The organism is Commensalibacter papalotli (ex Botero et al. 2024) (assembly GCF_947179115.1).
Lineage (GTDB): Bacteria > Pseudomonadota > Alphaproteobacteria > Acetobacterales > Acetobacteraceae > Commensalibacter > Commensalibacter papalotli.
On the sequence record NZ_CAMXCI010000001.1, the window covers coordinates 903,431 to 921,177 of the forward strand.

13 protein-coding genes are annotated in these 17,747 nt (G+C 36.2%); 6 read left to right on the forward strand and 7 right to left on the reverse strand.

Annotation, left to right across the window (positions count from 1 at the left end; translation table 11 throughout):
- Positions 1-186 precede the first annotated feature (186 nt).
- Both QMN76_RS04105 and QMN76_RS04110 read left to right on the forward strand, forming a co-directional pair.
- Positions 187-1,281: a transporter gene (locus QMN76_RS04105; RefSeq protein ID WP_051461763.1), complete on the forward strand. Its 1,095-nt coding sequence runs from the start codon at positions 187-189 to the stop codon at positions 1,279-1,281.
- 177 nt (positions 1,282-1,458) lie between these two features.
- Positions 1,459-2,469, forward strand: coding sequence for a hypothetical protein (locus QMN76_RS04110; RefSeq protein WP_051461762.1), 1,011 nt, complete (start codon positions 1,459-1,461; stop codon positions 2,467-2,469).
- A gap of 230 nt (positions 2,470-2,699) precedes the next feature.
- Here QMN76_RS04110 and QMN76_RS04115 read toward each other — a convergent pair whose 3' ends face one another.
- The 6 genes from QMN76_RS04115 to QMN76_RS04140 all read right to left on the reverse strand — a co-directional run bounded on the left by QMN76_RS04115 (position 2,700) and on the right by QMN76_RS04140 (position 8,898).
- Positions 2,700-3,092 (reverse strand): DUF3293 domain-containing protein, encoded by a 393-nt coding sequence (locus QMN76_RS04115; protein ID WP_282065753.1) that lies wholly within the window; start codon positions 3,090-3,092, stop codon positions 2,700-2,702.
- A gap of 5 nt (positions 3,093-3,097) precedes the next feature.
- Positions 3,098-4,252 (reverse strand): rod shape-determining protein RodA, encoded by a 1,155-nt coding sequence (rodA, locus tag QMN76_RS04120; RefSeq protein WP_034336096.1) that lies wholly within the window; start codon positions 4,250-4,252, stop codon positions 3,098-3,100.
- Positions 4,253-4,294: 42 nt separating this feature from the next.
- Positions 4,295-6,244, reverse strand: coding sequence for a penicillin-binding protein 2 (gene mrdA, locus QMN76_RS04125; protein ID WP_282023692.1), 1,950 nt, complete (start codon positions 6,242-6,244; stop codon positions 4,295-4,297).
- Positions 6,245-6,258: 14 nt separating this feature from the next.
- On the reverse strand, positions 6,259-6,837 hold the full coding sequence (mreD, locus tag QMN76_RS04130) for a rod shape-determining protein MreD (protein WP_235176722.1): 579 nt from the start codon (positions 6,835-6,837) through the stop codon (positions 6,259-6,261).
- Positions 6,830-7,747 (reverse strand): rod shape-determining protein MreC, encoded by a 918-nt coding sequence (mreC, locus tag QMN76_RS04135; RefSeq protein ID WP_034336089.1) that lies wholly within the window; start codon positions 7,745-7,747, stop codon positions 6,830-6,832. Before mreC ends, mreD begins: the two co-directional genes overlap by 8 nt.
- A gap of 107 nt (positions 7,748-7,854) precedes the next feature.
- The gene (locus tag QMN76_RS04140; protein ID WP_034336086.1) at positions 7,855-8,898 is read right to left on the reverse strand and encodes a rod shape-determining protein; all 1,044 of its coding nucleotides are present in this window, start codon (positions 8,896-8,898) and stop codon (positions 7,855-7,857) included.
- Between the two features lie 541 nt (positions 8,899-9,439).
- On the opposite strand from QMN76_RS04140, the gene QMN76_RS04145 reads away from it, so the two are divergent.
- Positions 9,440-9,715: a hypothetical protein gene (locus QMN76_RS04145; RefSeq protein ID WP_282023691.1), complete on the forward strand. Its 276-nt coding sequence runs from the start codon at positions 9,440-9,442 to the stop codon at positions 9,713-9,715.
- A 202-nt stretch (positions 9,716-9,917) separates the two neighbouring features.
- Here the strand turns inward: QMN76_RS04145 and QMN76_RS04150 are convergent, their stop codons facing one another.
- On the reverse strand, positions 9,918-10,769 hold the full coding sequence (locus tag QMN76_RS04150; protein ID WP_034336080.1) for an N-acetylmuramoyl-L-alanine amidase family protein: 852 nt from the start codon (positions 10,767-10,769) through the stop codon (positions 9,918-9,920).
- Positions 10,770-11,388: 619 nt separating this feature from the next.
- Between QMN76_RS04150 and QMN76_RS04155 the strand changes: the two genes are divergently transcribed.
- From QMN76_RS04155 to aspS, 3 genes are all read left to right on the forward strand, one after another.
- Positions 11,389-14,085, forward strand: coding sequence for an Rne/Rng family ribonuclease (locus QMN76_RS04155; protein WP_282023690.1), 2,697 nt, complete (start codon positions 11,389-11,391; stop codon positions 14,083-14,085).
- Positions 14,086-14,199: 114 nt separating this feature from the next.
- Positions 14,200-14,655 carry an RrF2 family transcriptional regulator gene (locus tag QMN76_RS04160; protein WP_034336074.1) on the forward strand — a complete coding sequence of 152 codons (456 nt, stop codon included), beginning with the start codon at positions 14,200-14,202 and terminating at the stop codon, positions 14,653-14,655.
- A gap of 987 nt (positions 14,656-15,642) precedes the next feature.
- Positions 15,643-17,463 (forward strand): aspartate--tRNA ligase, encoded by a 1,821-nt coding sequence (gene aspS, locus QMN76_RS04165; protein WP_282023689.1) that lies wholly within the window; start codon positions 15,643-15,645, stop codon positions 17,461-17,463.
- Positions 17,464-17,747 lie beyond the last annotated feature (284 nt).

The following is a 17,747-nucleotide window of genomic DNA, read 5'->3' on the forward strand; positions in this document are numbered from 1 at the left end:
ATCTTTGATCCAGATGATGTTAAATATTGTGTCGTCTATGCACACAAGCAAAAGTAAATGAAGTACGTATGTTTTTTCCATATAGTATTTTCATCTTATATTTATTAGCTTGGTATCTTAATTCACTAACCAACGATTAACTATCGTTTCAACCTTAATTTTTCCCCCATTTTTGGAGACAGGCTGATGCGTTTTTTATTTAAAGACCCTTCCTTTGTAGTATTATCAAAACAGACTCAAAAATTTAAAATCTCTTTTCTATCTATGGGTTTTTTTTGCGCATTAGCACCTCATAGCTATGCTAAAATAACACAAGATTACTCTGCAATTACACCTGTTCCGTCAACAAATGCAGCAACTGACAGCACTGTACTAAACAAGCCGTCTAATGTAAGTATTCTTGATATTCAAAGATACACAGGATCCTTACTTTCACCATCAGGCGCTGTGACCCAGGCAGGATCTTTGATGATAGAACCATATTTCCAATCAACCATTAGCCGTGGTGGTTATTTAAATGATGGTCGCGTCAGAAGCAATAAACATAGAACCGATTCTGCTGATAGTTTTATTTTGGTGAAATATGGTATCACCAATAACCTGAGCGTTCAGGTCACCCCACAAGTCAACTATTACTGGAACGGCAGAACTACAGCAAGTACGGTGCATTTTTCTGATTTGCCTGTTGAATTACAATATCGTTGGATTGACCAAAATAACAAAAAATACATTCCCAGTTTTACTACCTATTTAGGTATGAATTTTCCAACAGGAGATTATACTAACCTAGGTAGAGCTCTTGATGCAGCAGGAAGTGGCTCTTATGCTCTGAGATTCGGAATACAGTCACAAGCGGCATATGATATCAATAATCATGCCTTACGCGTTAGATTATGGGGGGTTGCTAGAAAACCTCTCACTTCAGCAAATATACGTGATATCAGCAGCTATGGAACAGACGATGGCTATAAGGGAAATGCTAAATCTGGCCTCTTTGGAAACTGGGGATTCTCTTTGGAATATGGAATTACCAAAGAATGGGTTTTGGCTTTTGACTTTCAATATGATTGGGCAAAAGGTACTCGGATGAGAGGTGCTTATACAAATGGTCCATTCGAACGTTACGTAAGTGCAGCTTCTCATGATATTCAGATTGCGCCTGCTATTGAATATAACTGGACACCAACAATGGGTGTAATTGTGGGCGCAGCACTAACTGTGGATGGTCATAATACAAATGATTTTGTGCAACCTCAATTCGCAGTAAACTTTGCTTTTTAGTGATGAAAACAACTCAAAAGATCAATGTTTTTCTCTAGAGTTGTTTTTATAATATCCCATCCATTATTAATTTTGTCTTAACCTATAATAAAATACTTTTTTAACAGGATTATTAGACGAAAAAACAATATCAATATCAAGTCAACTTACAGATTAACGTTGACTAAGGATCCTTATATGAAACATGCATATTTTACAAAATACTATTACCTTTTAAACATTTGTATTTTTGCATGGATCTTTTACCAATCATTATCACATGCTAATGCTCAAGTTATCCCGCCATCTCAACAAACAACAAATATTTTAGATGAGCAACGCTATACTGGATCTTTACTATCACCATCTGGTGCTATGGCCAAAGCTGGTCTTTGGGCAATTGAGCCTTATGCTCAAATGACTATCAGTCGTGGTGCCTATCAAGCCAATGGAAATGTTAAAAATAATCAACACAGAACTGATAATTTTATTAATTTCACCTTGGTTAAATACGCTGTTACCAATCATTTCTCTGTACAAAGTACCCCTCAAATTCGCTATGCGTGGAATGGACATACAACATCAAGCAGCCTTCATTTCGCAGACTTACCTATAGAGTTTCAATATCGCATTCTTGATCAAATTCGCGGAACTTTGCAACCCAATGTAACCGCGATATTGGGCATGACGTTCCCAACAGGAAACTATTCTAATTTAGGACGAGCTCTGGACGGCGCTGGTAATGGAACCTACGCATTACGTTTTGGCTTACAATCCCAAGCAGCTTATAAAGTTTTTAACCGTGCTTTTCGCGTTCGTGTTTGGGGGGTTGGAAGGCAGCCATTGAATTCTGTTAATATTAAAAACATCAGTAACTATGGGACTTCCTTAGGATATAGAGGAAATGCAAGACCTGGATTATTTGGAAATACGGGCTTTTCTCTTGAATATGGCCTAAATAAAAAATGGCTTCTTTCTTTTGATTTTGTCTATGATTGGGCCAAAGGAACCAGAATAAGGGGCACAGATAAACACGCTATTTATAACCGCCATATTACAGGGGCTTCTCATGATGTTCAAATTGCACCTGCCATTGAGTATAACTGGTCACCCACAATCGGCGTTATTGTTGGCTCTGCTTTAACTGTAAATGGTCATAATACAAATGATTTTATACAACCTCAATTTGCGATTATGATGTTGTTTTAGTCATCTTTTCTATTTCAACTATATTAATATTATGATTATAAAATTTAATGGTTACTTTTAGTCTGTATTATTTAGCATCTTACTCTTTTACTATTGATATAAACCAAACAGAAAATGTAAAACTTGGACTATAGCTAATAGTGGTTATAAATATAATTTAGGTCTAATTTGAACAAATTTGTAAAATCCTATGATTATTTTTAAAGATTAAAATATCCCAATAATGATTTCTAAGCCAAAAAAACGAGTGCTGAACGCCTTTGAGAACGAATAACTACAATTGCATTTTGCCGAAATTTCCTAGCGAGTAATATTGCTTTTGATACAGGAATATTCACCATAAAAAGAGGCTCTGAAATCTCTTTTAACGAACCTGTTCCTGTAAAATATTCGTAGTGATATAAATATTGCTCTAACTTTTGCATCATACGCATATTCCATCCCAAGGGTTTTAATCTTCCCCCTGGATTATATGTACTCAACATGACCAATATCGATTTATTTAGATGTCTAGGAATGCCTTTAGGGTAATGACCAATTTGACTTACAACAGATCCAGCCTGGTAAATACTCTGCCTATATGCAACATTTATTTTTGCTGTGGGAGGCAAAATACCCGCCATATTCTTTAATCCTCGGTTTTTTTTTCCATACCAAAAGTAGAATCTTTATGCACTTGCACCGATAATAACAACCCAAACCCAAACATAACGGTTAACATTGCCGATCCACCATAAGACACCATCGGTAGAGGCACCCCCCCAACAGGAATAGCCCCCATTACCATCGACAAATTAACTGCACAGTAGAAAAAGAAATTCATTGTTAGCCCCAAAGCCAACAAGCGACCGAATTGATTTTTAGAACGGATGGCAAAAATCATTCCTCCGATAATGATCAACAGTAACAACCCAATAATACAAGCTCCACCGACAAAACCCCACTCCTCTGATAGCATGGTAAAAATAAAGTCAGTTTGTTTTTCAGGTAAAAAATTTAATTGTGCTTGGGTTCCATGTAAAAAACCTTGTCCCCACATCCCTCCTGAACCCAAAGCAATTTTTGACTGAATAATATTATATCCTGCACCTAAGGGATCGCTCTCTGGATGTAAAAATGTAGTAATCCTTGCTTTTTGATAATCATGAAGATGACTATAAATAAATTCAAATGCAAACGGTATTGGACATACCAATAAAAGAATTAACCATAAACGCATTCCTGCAACAAAAAAAATTGAGGCACCAATGCAGCCAACAATGACCGCTGTTCCCAGATTAGGCTCTTTCAATATTAAAACAACAGGAACTAATACTAAAAAAGCTGGAACAACGAGGCGCAACGGATTACCCATTTGCTTCCAACTGATTTTATGAAACCAAGTCGCCAGTAACAAAACCAACCCTATTTTCATAAGCTCGGAGGGCTGCAAAGCAATACCTCCAATAACAATCCACCGCTCTGCTCCTTTACCTACATGACCCATATGCAAAACAGCCAACAACAACACAATACCCAGCCCATATAAGGGCCAAGCGAGTTTTGCAAGAAATCTCAATGGCGTTAACGCCACAGAAATCATCACAACAAACCCTATTGCAAAACGCATCATCTGAGGACGTGCATAAGGATAATCAGCCCCACCAGCCGCAGAATATAAAGCAATATAACCAACTGCTGCCAGCAAACAAATTAAGCCAACATACAACCAATTAATACGCCATAATTTACTGAGAATCTTTAGGTTGGGCTCTGCTCTTAGTAAACGTTTTTCAAAAACCATTGTTTTTACTCTTCATTAAGAACCTATACGGCATATAGCTTATTATTCATCTTGTGAATCTTTGGGAGGCTGAGGCTGTTGTTGCTCTTGATCTTCAGGTTTCTTTTGCTCTGTTACATCGCGTTGTTGCTTATTCGCAGGGTCACGACGCAATGTTTTTAACATAATATCTCTTGCCAAAGGAGCAGCCACCGAAGCCGCAGCATTTCCGTGTTCTACAATAACAGAAATCGCATATTGTGGATTATCGTAAGGTGCAAAACAAATAAATAAGGCATGTGGGCGATATTTCCACGGTAAATTCGCAGAATTAAAACGGCCACTCTCACGCATAGCTCTTGATACTCTTTTAACTTGAGCAGTTCCTGTTTTTCCAGCCAATAACATACCATTATAGTTAATCTTAGCTTTTTTCCCAGACCCAGTAGCATCATTAACAACAGCATACATTCCAAAACGAGCCATCTTTAAAAATTCAGGCTTTATATCAAGTTGCGGCCAAAAATCAGGGTTAGCCTCTGGAGTAATAACATTATCCCTTGCTCTAACGAGATGTGGATTAATATTTTTTCCTGTCGCCATACGTGCTGTATAAGTGGCCAACTGTAGCGGAGAGACTTGCACGAACCCTTGTCCAATCCCACTGACAATCGTATCACCCACATTCCAATGATGTCCACGTTTCTCACGCCACGATGGTGTAGGAATAAGTCCAGCTTTGACATGGGTCAACTCAATTGGCAAAGAAACCCCTAACCCCAGCTTTTGGCAAGTTCTATGAATAGCATCCATACCAGTACGACGTGCCACTTCATAAAAATAAACATCGCATGAGAATTTTATGGCTTCATGTAAATTCAACGAGCCATGTCCGTACTTGTTCCAACAGTGAAAACGTGTTCCACCATAATCATAATATCCTGGACAGTTAACTCGATCATTCTCTGTAATTATTTTAGCTTCCAAAGCAGACAAAGCAACAGCAGGTTTAAACGTCGATCCTGGAGGATATAATCCTGCAACCGTTCTACTCATTAAAGGGTTACGCTCATCACTCATCCACGCTTTCCACTGTGAGTGACTAACCCCACTATCAAACAAAGACGGGTCAAATGAAGGCGTGCTCACCATCGCCATCACTTCACCATTTTGACAGTTTAGTACAACAGCACTTGCAGCTTCTTCACCAATTAAATCGTTCACTTCCTGCTGTAACTGCAAGTCTAGTGTTAATTGAATATCTTGGCCTTGGATGCTTTCCTTACGCCCCAATGTCGTAATGATACGCCCAACAGAATCAACTTCTACTTCAACATCTCCGGCTGTACCTCGTAAAACGTCATCTTGTGTTTTTTCAATACCCGCACGCCCCACACGTATTCCAGGCAAAGCAAGAATTGGATTAGCAGCAACATCTTTTTCATTAGGAGGTGCAACATACCCTACCAAATGTGCCAACAAAGGACCCGTTTGATAAACACGCTTCGTTCCGGTATCAATAATAACCCCTGGTAAGGTCGGTGAATTGACCTCTATCAACGCCATTTCATCCCAAGATAAAAAATCCTTTAACATAATAGGAATAAAACGTCTTTGGTGATCAATAGCCCATTGAATACGAGCATAATCATGCTCATCCAAAGTAATTAATTGACTAAATCGTTCAATAACATCTGAGAAATCACTCGCTTCCTCAGGGATTAATAAAGCTCTCCAGTTAATCTTGTTATTTGCAACCACATCCCCATAACGATCATGAATGCTACCTCTGGGAGGCGCTAATAAACGTTTACTAATCAAATTACTTTTGGCCATTTTAATATATTTATCGCCATCGGTAATTTGTAATTTGTAAAGACGACTTGCTAATAAAGAAAGAATCCCTGTTTGCGTAGCAATCAACAATAACGCCCGACGGGTAAAAACACGCCTAGAAGATTGAGCTTCTTGTTGTAATTGTTTACTTGCGTTAAAGGACTTCTTTTTTTTCATCTTGACAGTAACACCTATACTTTTGCAGGATTAGCAATAGTACGATGTGCCCAAGTAAATAAAACAGATAATAAAGGGTAACACCCAATTGCAAATATAATTTCAAACAAAAAAGAGGTATACGGCATTAGTTTTAAACTAAATAAAGATGTTAATACCCATTGTAACATGAACATTCCTATTGCAATAAAAGCAAAAATTAACCAAATTAATAAAAAATTATACTTGGCTAACCTAAAACGTTGCGTAACTCCAATCCCATAAGTAATCAACAATATAAAAATCACCACTCCTGGTGGAGAAAAATTTAATAAATCTATCAAAAATCCTATACAAAAAACACCAACTGCTGGCATAGATTTAGGGCGATAAATAGACCAAAAATAAACCGAAGCTACAACAACTGCTGGTAATAACTCATTTTTGCCCGGAATATCAAAAGGGATCGATAAGAATAATACCACAAAGATAGTAAAACCCATGGGAACAAAAGAACGTATAGCCATATCTATACATTGAAATTTACTCAATGATGGCCTTATTCCTGGGCTTTTCTGATCGTTAAAATTGTAAGTATTATCTTTTTTATTCATTATTATCACGCCCAAGCATGCTTGGGCTTGCTACTGGCCCTTGTCTATTTTTTTTAACAGAAGGCATTACTCTTCCTGGTGCATCAGGTGCGACCACCTCTTTATTTCCATAATTAAAAATTCGAACCATTCTCAAATGATCCAATGGTAAATACGGTACTACAGCGGGTTGCCCTTTTTTAAAATAATGCACATAACCAATAGGAATACCCGCAGGAAGCACATCCCCTTGCCCACGCGTTACAACCTTCTCTCCCTCTATTGGGTGTTTATCTTCTGGAAAAAAAATTAATCGAGGGTTTAAAGTATTATCTCCTGCCATAATAGCAGGTGCATGAGAGCTTTCTAAACTTACAGGAATACGACTAGAATCATCGTTAATCAGCAATATCCGCGCAGACCGATTGCCAACCTCTGTTACTCTACCCACCAATCCAAAACCATCTAAAGCTACTTGTCCAGGATGAACCGAATGATCTTCACCCAACACAACTAAAATAGCTTTGTGATAAACACCGCTAACATCGGCAACAACACGCGCTGTTACAAACGATAGCACTGGATCAGGTATCCAATGAAGCTGATTCTTAAGCTGGGCGTTTTCATCCGCTAAGCCAATCGCTACGTGATACCAACGATGAAGTTGTAAATTTTCTTCCTTTAAAGCTTTATTCTCTGCAGAGATATTTTGAATATCCTTTATACTACGGACAAAACTATATAATAAATTAAAAGGTTCTTCTATCAATGCATATCCAGGTGCCAAAAAATCAGTCACCTTTAAACGTACATTTTCAATTATCTTTGGTTGTGCTTGACCAATCAACATAATTAAACATGCCATTATAAATAAAAATGGCAATACTAATTTTGCTAGCCCTTGTTTAATATGAATAGATAGAGGAATCATTATTAGAACAAACAGTTACAATTGTTTATAGTTCATACAGCAATAGTGTGCATTGGATAAACACACACTATTTGATTGATATCAATATTATTAATGAACAAATGATATTAATACATTGTTGTTAAAATATTTCTTAGACGTTTCATCTCTTCCAAAGCTCGACCCGTGCCCAAAGCCACACAATCCAAAGGATTCTCTGCTACAATAACAGGTAACCCTGTTGCTTGACGTAAAACGTCATCTAAACGTGACAGTAAACTACCACCACCTGTTAACATAATACCTTTGTCAACAATATCAGCAGCCAGTTCTGGAGGTGTATTTTCAAGAGCTATAGAAACACCTTCAACAATTTGCGCAATAGGCTCTGCCAAACTATCGGCTATTTGTTCCTGAGAAACCAAAACCTCTCTTGGCACCCCATTCATCAAATCACGCCCCTTCACTTCACGCCAAGGTCCACCATCTTCAGTTGGTGTAGCAATAGCTGCACCAAGTTCCATCTTAATCTTTTCAGCAGAAGTTTCACCAATTAGCAAATTATGGTGACGACGGATATAAGCGATAATGGCTTCATCCATTCGATCTCCACCCACGCGAACAGAACGAGCATAAACAATCCCACCCAAAGAAATTACCGCAACTTCTGTTGTACCGCCACCAATATCAACAATCATACTGCCAGAAGGCTCTGTTACAGGTAATCCCGCACCAATAGCTGCAGCCATCGGCTCTTCAATTAATTGTACTCTACGCGCACCAGCACCCTCGGCGCTTTCTTGAATGGCACGTCGTTCTACTGCTGTTGAACCAGAAGGTACACAAATAACAATCTGAGGACTAGCAAACATCCGACGATTATGCACTTTATGGATAAAATGCTTAATCATTTCTTCCGCCACTTCAAAATCAGCAATCACCCCGTCACGCATAGGGCGAATAGCAGTAATATTGCCAGGAGTACGTCCTACCATATTTTTGGCTTCTTCACCAACTGCCAAAACGTGTTTTTTTCCACGAACTTCAGCAATTGCAACCACTGAAGGCTCATTTAAAACTATTCCCTGACCCTTGACATACACCAATGTATTGGCAGTTCCAAGATCGATCGCCATGTCTGCAGACATAAAACCGAACAGACGAGAAAACATGCATAACTCCCGACAGCAAAACTTTAAATGCTTTAAATCAAACTTATCAATAATTTCTATATCCATCATTTTGGAATAGAAAACACATAGCCCCTAAATCACGAAGCTCTCTTTTGGGATTACCCATTTGCAGCGCTAGGAGCAACCCCTATCTCATAAAAAACAAAGATTTATTTTATTTTTTTCAGTTTTTAATAATAAACATAACTCAACATCAACATAGTTGCATAAAAACAACATAAAAAAGAGATATTATAGTTTTCTTTCTATTGAAATTTTAAATAATTTTAAACTATGTCAAAATTTTGTAATTTTTTATCAATTTTACATTAATTAATCAATTTATACGAATCGAAAAATATAATCTATCACAACTTCAATATAATAATAATTATCAGAATACATTTTCGCAAAGGATTATATCAATCCCCTAACTTGATTATAAATAAGAAAAAAGGCTGCCAAAAAGAAAACATTTTGTTATAGTATGAATACAAATAAGCAGTTGTTTAAACGCCAAACTTTAAGAAAGAACTAAAAGATGAAAAAAATATTAAAATCCACTTATACTGGTTTAGCCATTGTTATTCTATCAACCTCTTTTTTAACTGCATGCGATAATGGATATAGTATGGGTGGACGTGCAGGTACAGGTGCATTAATTGGTGGCGGAACAGGTGCTGCCATTGGTGCCCTTGCTGGCGGTGGCGGTGGCGCTGCTATCGGTGCTCTTGCTGGGGGAGCCTTAGGCGCAGGTGTTGGAGCCGCAACTACACCAAACAGACCTAAACAAGGAAATTATAATCGAGGTTACTAAACTGAATGAAGATTACAGGCGATTATGATTGCCTGTAAATTTTTCAAAAAAAATCTCTATTATCATGCATAATAATAATAGAGATATAAGTCAAAAGATCCAACAAAACTATAGATATTTACTCTAATACATAGATATTAAATACCATAAATTGCATGCCTTCTATCCTATCATTTCTTAAATGAAAAATCAAATATTTATTTTAACCAGCTAAATGTGTAACACTACCACCAATAGCAAAATAACGATCAATTGCTTGACACATAGAAGAAGCAACTAAAGAACGATATCCTGCTCTTCTTAATGCTGCCTCATCATTTCGATTAGACATAAAACCCATCTCAACCAAAACTGATGGAATATTTACAGATTTTAATACTACAAATGCAGCATATCGTCTAGGGTTAGGTAACAATCCCAGACGTGGTTTAAAAGAATTTACAACATTTTGTGCAATAGCAACTGATTCTCTTTTTGTCTCTAGCTTTACTAGACTTGCTAGTATTTTTTGTACAGCTGGAGAAGCAACGTGCACATCAGGACCACCATATTTGTCAGCATTATTTTCAACAGAGGCAAGCGCTGCAGATTGAGCATCAGAAGCATGATTAGACAATGTATAAACGCTGGCCCCTTTGATTGAATGATTATTAAGGGCATCGGCATGTATCGAAACAAATAAATTTGCTTTATTTACTTGAGCAAAATCAACACGACCATCCAAAGGGACAAATTTGTCTGAATTACGTGTCAGTTTAACATTATATTTACCCGTTCGCATTAGCTGTCTTGATAATTCGACCGCTGTTGCGTAAGCTACATGTTTTTCATAAGTGCCAGAATATCCAACTGCACCAGGATCTTTACCACCATGTCCAGGATCAAGTATGACAACTGGTAAAGCACGCTTTGCCTTACCAAGAATTGCAGGAGATTTGGTTACAGATTTAGCAGAGTTTTTATGAACTGTTTTGGATACAGATTTATTCCTTGTGCTCTTTTCAACCGCCAAAGCAATTGACGGGATAATAAAAGCCACAGAAGCTGATAGCATAACTCTTCTTGATATTTTAGGAATTATTCTATTTATAATTTTATTATAGCTCTTTTCTTTGCTATCACTCATTTTCCTGCTTACACTTTTGATTAAACAAAACCAACTCACAACCATGCAAACTCATATTGCCTGATTCTCGACGAGAATTCAAAAAGTTCTTTTATTTAAAGTTACTAATTAACCTAAAAAACACTAAAAAAAGACTTTGCGTTACCTTATAATTCTGAGATAATGAATTTTATGAAAACCACTCAACTTATAGTGGTAAAAATTACATGTTAAAATCATATTTATTATATTTTATATAAAGAGTCTTTCTAATGATATTTTTAGCCATAAACTTTGATAAAACCCTATTAAAAATTATTTCAAATTATTTTTAATTATGCTGTTTTAATAAAGATAAGCACAAAGAAGTGCAAATATAAAATTTAAAAATAATTTTAATACTGTAATTATTTTCTAAATCTGATAAACAAGATCACCAGTTTTACCAGTTTCTAACAAGTTTCATGGTTGCGTCGTAAAAAACAATATAAAATGCACGCTCCCATCGTAAACATTATTAGAAACATTTATTTGATTGTATAGATCAATCACCGGAGCAATATATAACATGAATAAAAAAATGCTGATTGATGCCAGCTATAAAGAAGAAACACGCATCGTTATCCTTGATGGTAATTGTATAGAAAACTATGACGTTGAAAATGCCACAAAAAAACAATTAAAAGGAAATATCTATCTCGCCAAAGTTATCCGTATTGAACCAAGCTTGCAAGCTGCATTTGTAGAGTATGGTGGAAATCGTCACGGCTTTTTGGCATTCAGTGAAATTCATCCTGATTATTATCAAATTCCTGTTGCGGATCGTAATAAACTGCTTGAGCTAAATAAAAACGAAAAAAATGATCTTGATGATAATCAAATAGATGATGATATTTCTGATGATCAGCAAACGACAACATTTAATGATGATGATGAAATCAGCCAACCTGTCGCCAACATATTAAAAAACTATAAAATTCAAGAAGTTATTCATAGACGGCAGATATTATTAATCCAAGTGGTTAAAGAAGAAAGAGGAAATAAAGGTGCTGCCTTAACAACATATCTATCTTTGGCAGGAAGATATTGTGTTTTAATGCCCAACTCTCTCCGAGGCGGTGGAATCTCAAGAAAAATTACCTCTATTGCAGAACGTCGTCGCTTAAAAGATATTATTGCCGAATTGAATATTCCTTCTCACATGGGGATGATTATTCGTACTGCTGGTGCACAATGTCCAAAACCTGATGCGCTAAAAGATGGCGAATATCTTTTACATTTATGGGACGAAATCCGTGACCGTACGATGAAAGCTGTTGCTCCATCCTTAATTTATGAAGATTCAAGCCTTTTAAAACGTGCTATCAGAGATACCTATACACCTGACATCGGTGAAATTTTGATTGATGGTGAAGATGGTTGGAATGTTGCCAGAGATTATATGCGTGCTTTGATGCCTCAAAACATGCGTAAACTGCACCTTTGGCGTGATCAAAAACAAACCCTCTTCTCTCATTACAAAGTTGAAAATTTAATCGATCAAATGCTTTCACCAACAGTACAATTAAAATCTGGTGGGTATTTAGTCATTAATCAAACAGAGGCCTTGGTTGCTATTGATGTCAATTCAGGGCGCTCTATTAAAGAAAAAGACATAGAAGAAACAGCGTTACGCACCAACCTAGAAGCAGCTGATGAGCTGGGACGTCAATTACGCCTGCGTGATTTGGCGGGGTTAATTGTGGTCGATTTTATCGACATGGAAAATAGAAAACACAATTACATGGTTGAAAAGCGTTTAAAAAATGCTATTCACAAAGATCGTGCACGCATCCAAGTTGGTTCCATTTCGTCATTTGGTTTATTAGAAATGACCCGTCAACGCTTACGACCTTCTATTTCTGAGTTTTCTTTCGTCCCTTGCTCTCATTGTAATGGAACAGGAATTATTCGCAGCACTCCAAGTGCCTGCTTGCATATTTTACGCCAAATTGACGAGGAAGCACGCAGGTCAAAACCTGGTATTTTAACTGTATATACCAATTCTAATGATATCGCTTTTTATATCTTAAACCAGAAAAGAAGCTGGTTATTAGACATTGAGAGTAAATACAAAATACAAATCATTTTAGAAATTGATACTACATTACCAAACTCACAGATTTCATTTTCTCATGAAATTAATGAAGCCCTTGAACAAGAGCTAGAGGCTGAGCAAGAAAAAGCTGATATTTTATTACAACAAGATAGCCCCTTTATAAGAGAAATTCCAATTCAATCCGAATCTTCTGAAGCTGTAGAAGCGACAGAAGAAAAAGACTCTTATCAACAACGTAAACGTCGTAATAACAATAATAATAGACGCTCACGTTATAATAATTATCGACAACACAAAGATGAACAATCAGAACTTATCGAACCGATAGAAACGGTTCCTGAGCAGGATGTTGCTGCGATTATTGTAAATGATCAAGATGAACAACCTGATATCAGTTTTCATCCTGTTGTTAATCAAGATGAATATTTTGCATCTAAAAAAGAAGATCGCCCTAAACGCTCTAATCGCTATCCACGCCAACCACGTTGGAAACGTAATAAATATCAACAGAACAACGATGAGAATGTTACACAAGAGGCATCTGAGAACATAACTCATACAACGACAATTGACATTACTCCCATTACAACAATTGAACAACAACCTGTTGTAAATACTCTTGAAATCAATAGTAACAAACCAGAATCACCTGCTTTTATTGCTATTGAAATTACGGATAAAAAAGAGAATGATCAAATAAAGGAAAAAATCTCTACTTCAAAAGCTTTAACGACTATCACAGAGCCTGTTAAAGATGATGCTGTTATAGAAGAAAAACCTGCTAAAAGAACGCGTAAAAGCACAAAAACAACTGGTGTTACAAAAAGCAGAAAAACAACCGCTTCACCTAAGAAAAAAACAGTAGAAGCAAGTGAGGATAAACCCACTGAAATTCCTGCTGCTTCTGATCAATTGAATGTAGAGCCTGTTCAAAAGACAACTCGTGGCAGAAAAGTGAGTGCTACAAAAAAAATAGCTACAAAAACTACAGAGGAAAAGAAAGCCAAACCAACGGCACGAAAAACAACGACCAAACAAACAAAGTCAACAAAGTCTAAGGCTGAAGAGGCATCTAAAGATAACAGCCAAACTCCAGCAATTAAACCAATTGTCATAGATGATGATGCTCCTACACCAACACCTCGTGCGGGGTGGTGGAAACGCTAAGACTTAATGATTATATAGACTTATACATAAAGGCCTGGACTGATAGTATATATCTCCAGGCCTGTTAATATATTGTAATTCTACTTTATATTTTTTAAGTGAATGAGGTGTTGTATGCAAATTTCTTTATATACAGACTATGCGCTAAGAGTTTTAGTTTATCTGAGTATCCACCAAAATCGTCTCAGCTCTATTAACGAAATAGCAACTTGCTATGATATTTCGCAAAACCATTTGATGAAAGTTGTTCATCACCTTGGAAAGGCTGACTTGATTTCAACTGTTCGAGGGAGAAAAGGAGGATTACAATTAAGCAGACCCCCTTCGGAAATTACCCTTGGCAGTATCGTCAGGCATACAGAGGATACCGAGCAACCTATAAAATGTGGAAAATGTATCATTAAAGAGGCTTGTGCGATCAAAACAATAATACATAAAGCTTTTGATGCTTTCTATAACGTATTAGACCAATATACTTTGGATTGCATTTTACAGGATTATGATAAGTTAGAGGTTTTATTAACCACAATACGACCTCAACATATAGATTGTAAAACTACATTTTCTTAACTTACTACCTATGCATAAACTTAGAGTAAATCATATTAACCTCTATATAAATTATATAAATTTTTATATGTAATTTATATAGAGATTTAAAATTCTTTTTAAAAATACTTTGCTTTAATTAACTTACTATCATGTAGACCAGACTTTCTCTTAATACGAACAGGCTGGCACCAGAAGAAACGATGACGCATTGCACGCTTTGTGCCGTATTTATTCTGAACATAGACAAGGTGAGAAGTTAAGGGAATATTTTAATAAGGCGTGCGATGCTAGGGCTAAGAATCGCAGACGTTTTATGACTTTGTTGATTTATTTATTATATTTTTTTGTACAAATGCGTTAATAGTCGATGCAACCAGTTCCATTTCTAAACACCCTAATGCACCAAGATCGTTGATGTAAATAATTTCTGAAGGATTAACAGAATTTGCATTAATAAAATTTCCTTGATCTCCATCCCGGCCAATTATTAAATAATTAGGTTCATGGGCTTGTATTTAATAGATCTCATTACGTTCCAGCAAGTCTAAATAAGAATATAAAGACACAATATTGCCTTGAATATTGGTCACTTAATATTTGTCATTATTGTTAATTTCTTTAAGTAGAAAATTTTACGAAGCTCTGGAAATTGAATATTTAACTTTTTTTTAATGGTGTTAATGTATTCTACAGCTGCTTGCAACATAACTTATTTTCAAATTGTTTATTAGCTATTTTCATTTATAACAGATATATAATGATTTGAAACTAAAGAGAAATACAAAATATTACTGAATTAATTCTATCACTCCTTGTTCTTTAATTAATATTATAAAATTAATGGTAGATTATAATTCCGAATAACAAGGAATGAATTTGAAAGAATACATTATCTCCTTTATAATCACGACTTTAAACAAGTGATACAGCATTTTTGTTGTAATCATTCCTTTCATATCATAAAAACTATAATTAAAATTTAATAACAGGATATAGGATAAATCAATGCATCGCTATCGTACCCATAATTGTGCTGCTCTACGAGCAAATGACGTTGGATCAATTGTTAAACTTTCTGGCTGGGTACATAGTAAAAGAGACCATGGCGGATTATTGTTTATTGATCTTCGTGACCATTTTGGCATTACTCAAATTGTTATTCCTGCTGATTCCTCTTTACTGGAAACCATTGAAAAAATCAGAGTAGAAAGCGTTTTATGCGTTACTGGCAAAGTTGTTTCACGTGAAGGCGAAACTATTAACCCAAAACTACCAACGGGTGAAATTGAAATTCAAGCTGATAATATCGAAATTTTGTCTTCTGCTGCGGTATTACCTTTCCAAGTTAATGGAAATGAAAATTATCCTGAAGATTTACGTTTAACCTATCGTTATATTGACTTACGTCGTGAACGACTGCATCGTAATATTTTATTAAGATCAAACGTCATCTCTAGCCTACGCAATCGTATGATCGAACAAGGCTTTACTGAATTCCAAACACCAATCCTGACTGCATCATCACCTGAAGGTGCAAGAGACTTTTTGGTGCCTGCACGTTTACATCCTGGCAAGTTTTATGCACTTCCTCAAGCCCCTCAACAATTTAAACAATTGGCAATGGTTGCTGGTTTTGATCGTTATTTCCAAATTGCCCCTTGTTTCCGTGATGAAGCTGCACGTGCAGATCGCTCTCCTGGTGAATTCTATCAATTAGATTTTGAAATGTCTTTTGTTACTCAAGAAGATGTTTTTGAAACACTTGAGCCTGTTATGGAAGGCATTTTCAAAGAATTTGCACCAAACCACAAAATCAGCCCTGCCCCTTTCGAACGTATCCCTTATAAAACGGCGATGAAAGAGTATGGTAGCGACAAACCTGATTTACGTAATCCTTTAAAAATTACCGATGTAACCAGTGCTTTTGATGGTTCTGATTTTGGATTATTTGCAAAAATTACTGCTGAAGGCGGTGAAGTTCGTGCTATTCCTGCTCCTGGTGCTGGTGGCAAACCTCGTTCTTTCTTTGATAAACTCAATGGTTGGGCGAGAGAAGAAAAAATGGGTGGTCTTGGGTATATTACGTTTGATGAAACTGGTGCAGCCAAAGGCCCAATTGCTAAGAACCTTGACGAAGCACGTTGTGAAGCGATCAAGCAAGCTTGTAACTTACAAAATGGCGATGCTGTTTTCTTTGTGGCTGGCAAAGGGCTGGAAATGGTTAAGTTCTCTGGAACTGTCCGCACAAAGATTGCAACAGAACTTGGTTTAATTGAACAGAACGCATTCCGTTTCTGTTGGATTGTTGATTTCCCAATGTATGAACTTAATGAAGAAACAGGATTAATTGATTTCTCTCATAATCCTTTCTCTATGCCTCAAGGTGGGTTAGAAGCCTTAAACAGTCAAGATCCTTTGAACATTAACGCTTATCAATATGATATTGTTTGTAATGGTATTGAGCTTTCTTCTGGTGCTATTCGTAACCACCGCCCAGACATTATGATCCGCGCATTTGAAATTGCTGGCTATCCAGAAGAAGAAGTCGAAAAACGCTTTGGTGGTATGTTAAACGCATTCCGTTATGGTGCCCCTCCTCATGGTGGTGCAGCCCCTGGTGTTGATCGTATTGTCATGTTGCTTACGGATGAACCTAATATTCGCGAAGTGATTTTGTTCCCATTGAATCAACAAGGTGAAGATTTAATGATGTGCGCCCCTGCTCCTACGACACCAGAACGTTTAAAAGAGCTTTCTTTGGCTTTAAATTTACCTAAAGTTACTGTAAAAAAACCCGAAAATGCTTCCGAAGCAAATAAAAACTAAAAAACATAATTTGTCTTAAACAAGTAATTTATCTTAAAGACAATAAAGCTGTATTGATTTATATAAAACCAACTTCAATGTTCATTAAAGTTGGTTTTATTTTTTGGAATGAATATGATATTCTTTCATGAATTATCAGTGAATTTGCACATTAGGTAAAAATCTTTTATGTTTTTATTTCCTATTAATCAAAAAATGAAACCCCAATATGTAATTATATTTTCTAAAATGAGTAAAAAATAAATAAATATTTCCAAAATGGTAACAAATTTTTTTTATAAATT

Coding starts and splice junctions, on each gene's coding strand:
- rodA (WP_034336096.1), bottom strand. CDS start 4,252: ATGGTTTTTGAAAAACGTTTACTAAGAGCAGAGCCCAACCTAAAGATT.
- QMN76_RS04145 (WP_282023691.1), top strand. CDS start 9,440: ATGAAAAAAATATTAAAATCCACTTATACTGGTTTAGCCATTGTTATT.
- QMN76_RS04110 (WP_051461762.1), top strand. CDS start 1,459: ATGAAACATGCATATTTTACAAAATACTATTACCTTTTAAACATTTGT.
- QMN76_RS04105 (WP_051461763.1), top strand. CDS start 187: ATGCGTTTTTTATTTAAAGACCCTTCCTTTGTAGTATTATCAAAACAG.
- QMN76_RS04155 (WP_282023690.1), top strand. CDS start 11,389: ATGAATAAAAAAATGCTGATTGATGCCAGCTATAAAGAAGAAACACGC.
- QMN76_RS04160 (WP_034336074.1), top strand. CDS start 14,200: ATGCAAATTTCTTTATATACAGACTATGCGCTAAGAGTTTTAGTTTAT.
- QMN76_RS04150 (WP_034336080.1), bottom strand. CDS start 10,769: ATGCTATCAGCTTCTGTGGCTTTTATTATCCCGTCAATTGCTTTGGCG.
- QMN76_RS04115 (WP_282065753.1), bottom strand. CDS start 3,092: ATGGCGGGTATTTTGCCTCCCACAGCAAAAATAAATGTTGCATATAGG.
- mreC (WP_034336089.1), bottom strand. CDS start 7,747: ATGATTCCTCTATCTATTCATATTAAACAAGGGCTAGCAAAATTAGTA.
- aspS (WP_282023689.1), top strand. CDS start 15,643: ATGCATCGCTATCGTACCCATAATTGTGCTGCTCTACGAGCAAATGAC.
- mrdA (WP_282023692.1), bottom strand. CDS start 6,244: ATGAAAAAAAAGAAGTCCTTTAACGCAAGTAAACAATTACAACAAGAA.
- mreD (WP_235176722.1), bottom strand. CDS start 6,837: ATGAATAAAAAAGATAATACTTACAATTTTAACGATCAGAAAAGCCCA.
- QMN76_RS04140 (WP_034336086.1), bottom strand. CDS start 8,898: ATGTTTTCTCGTCTGTTCGGTTTTATGTCTGCAGACATGGCGATCGAT.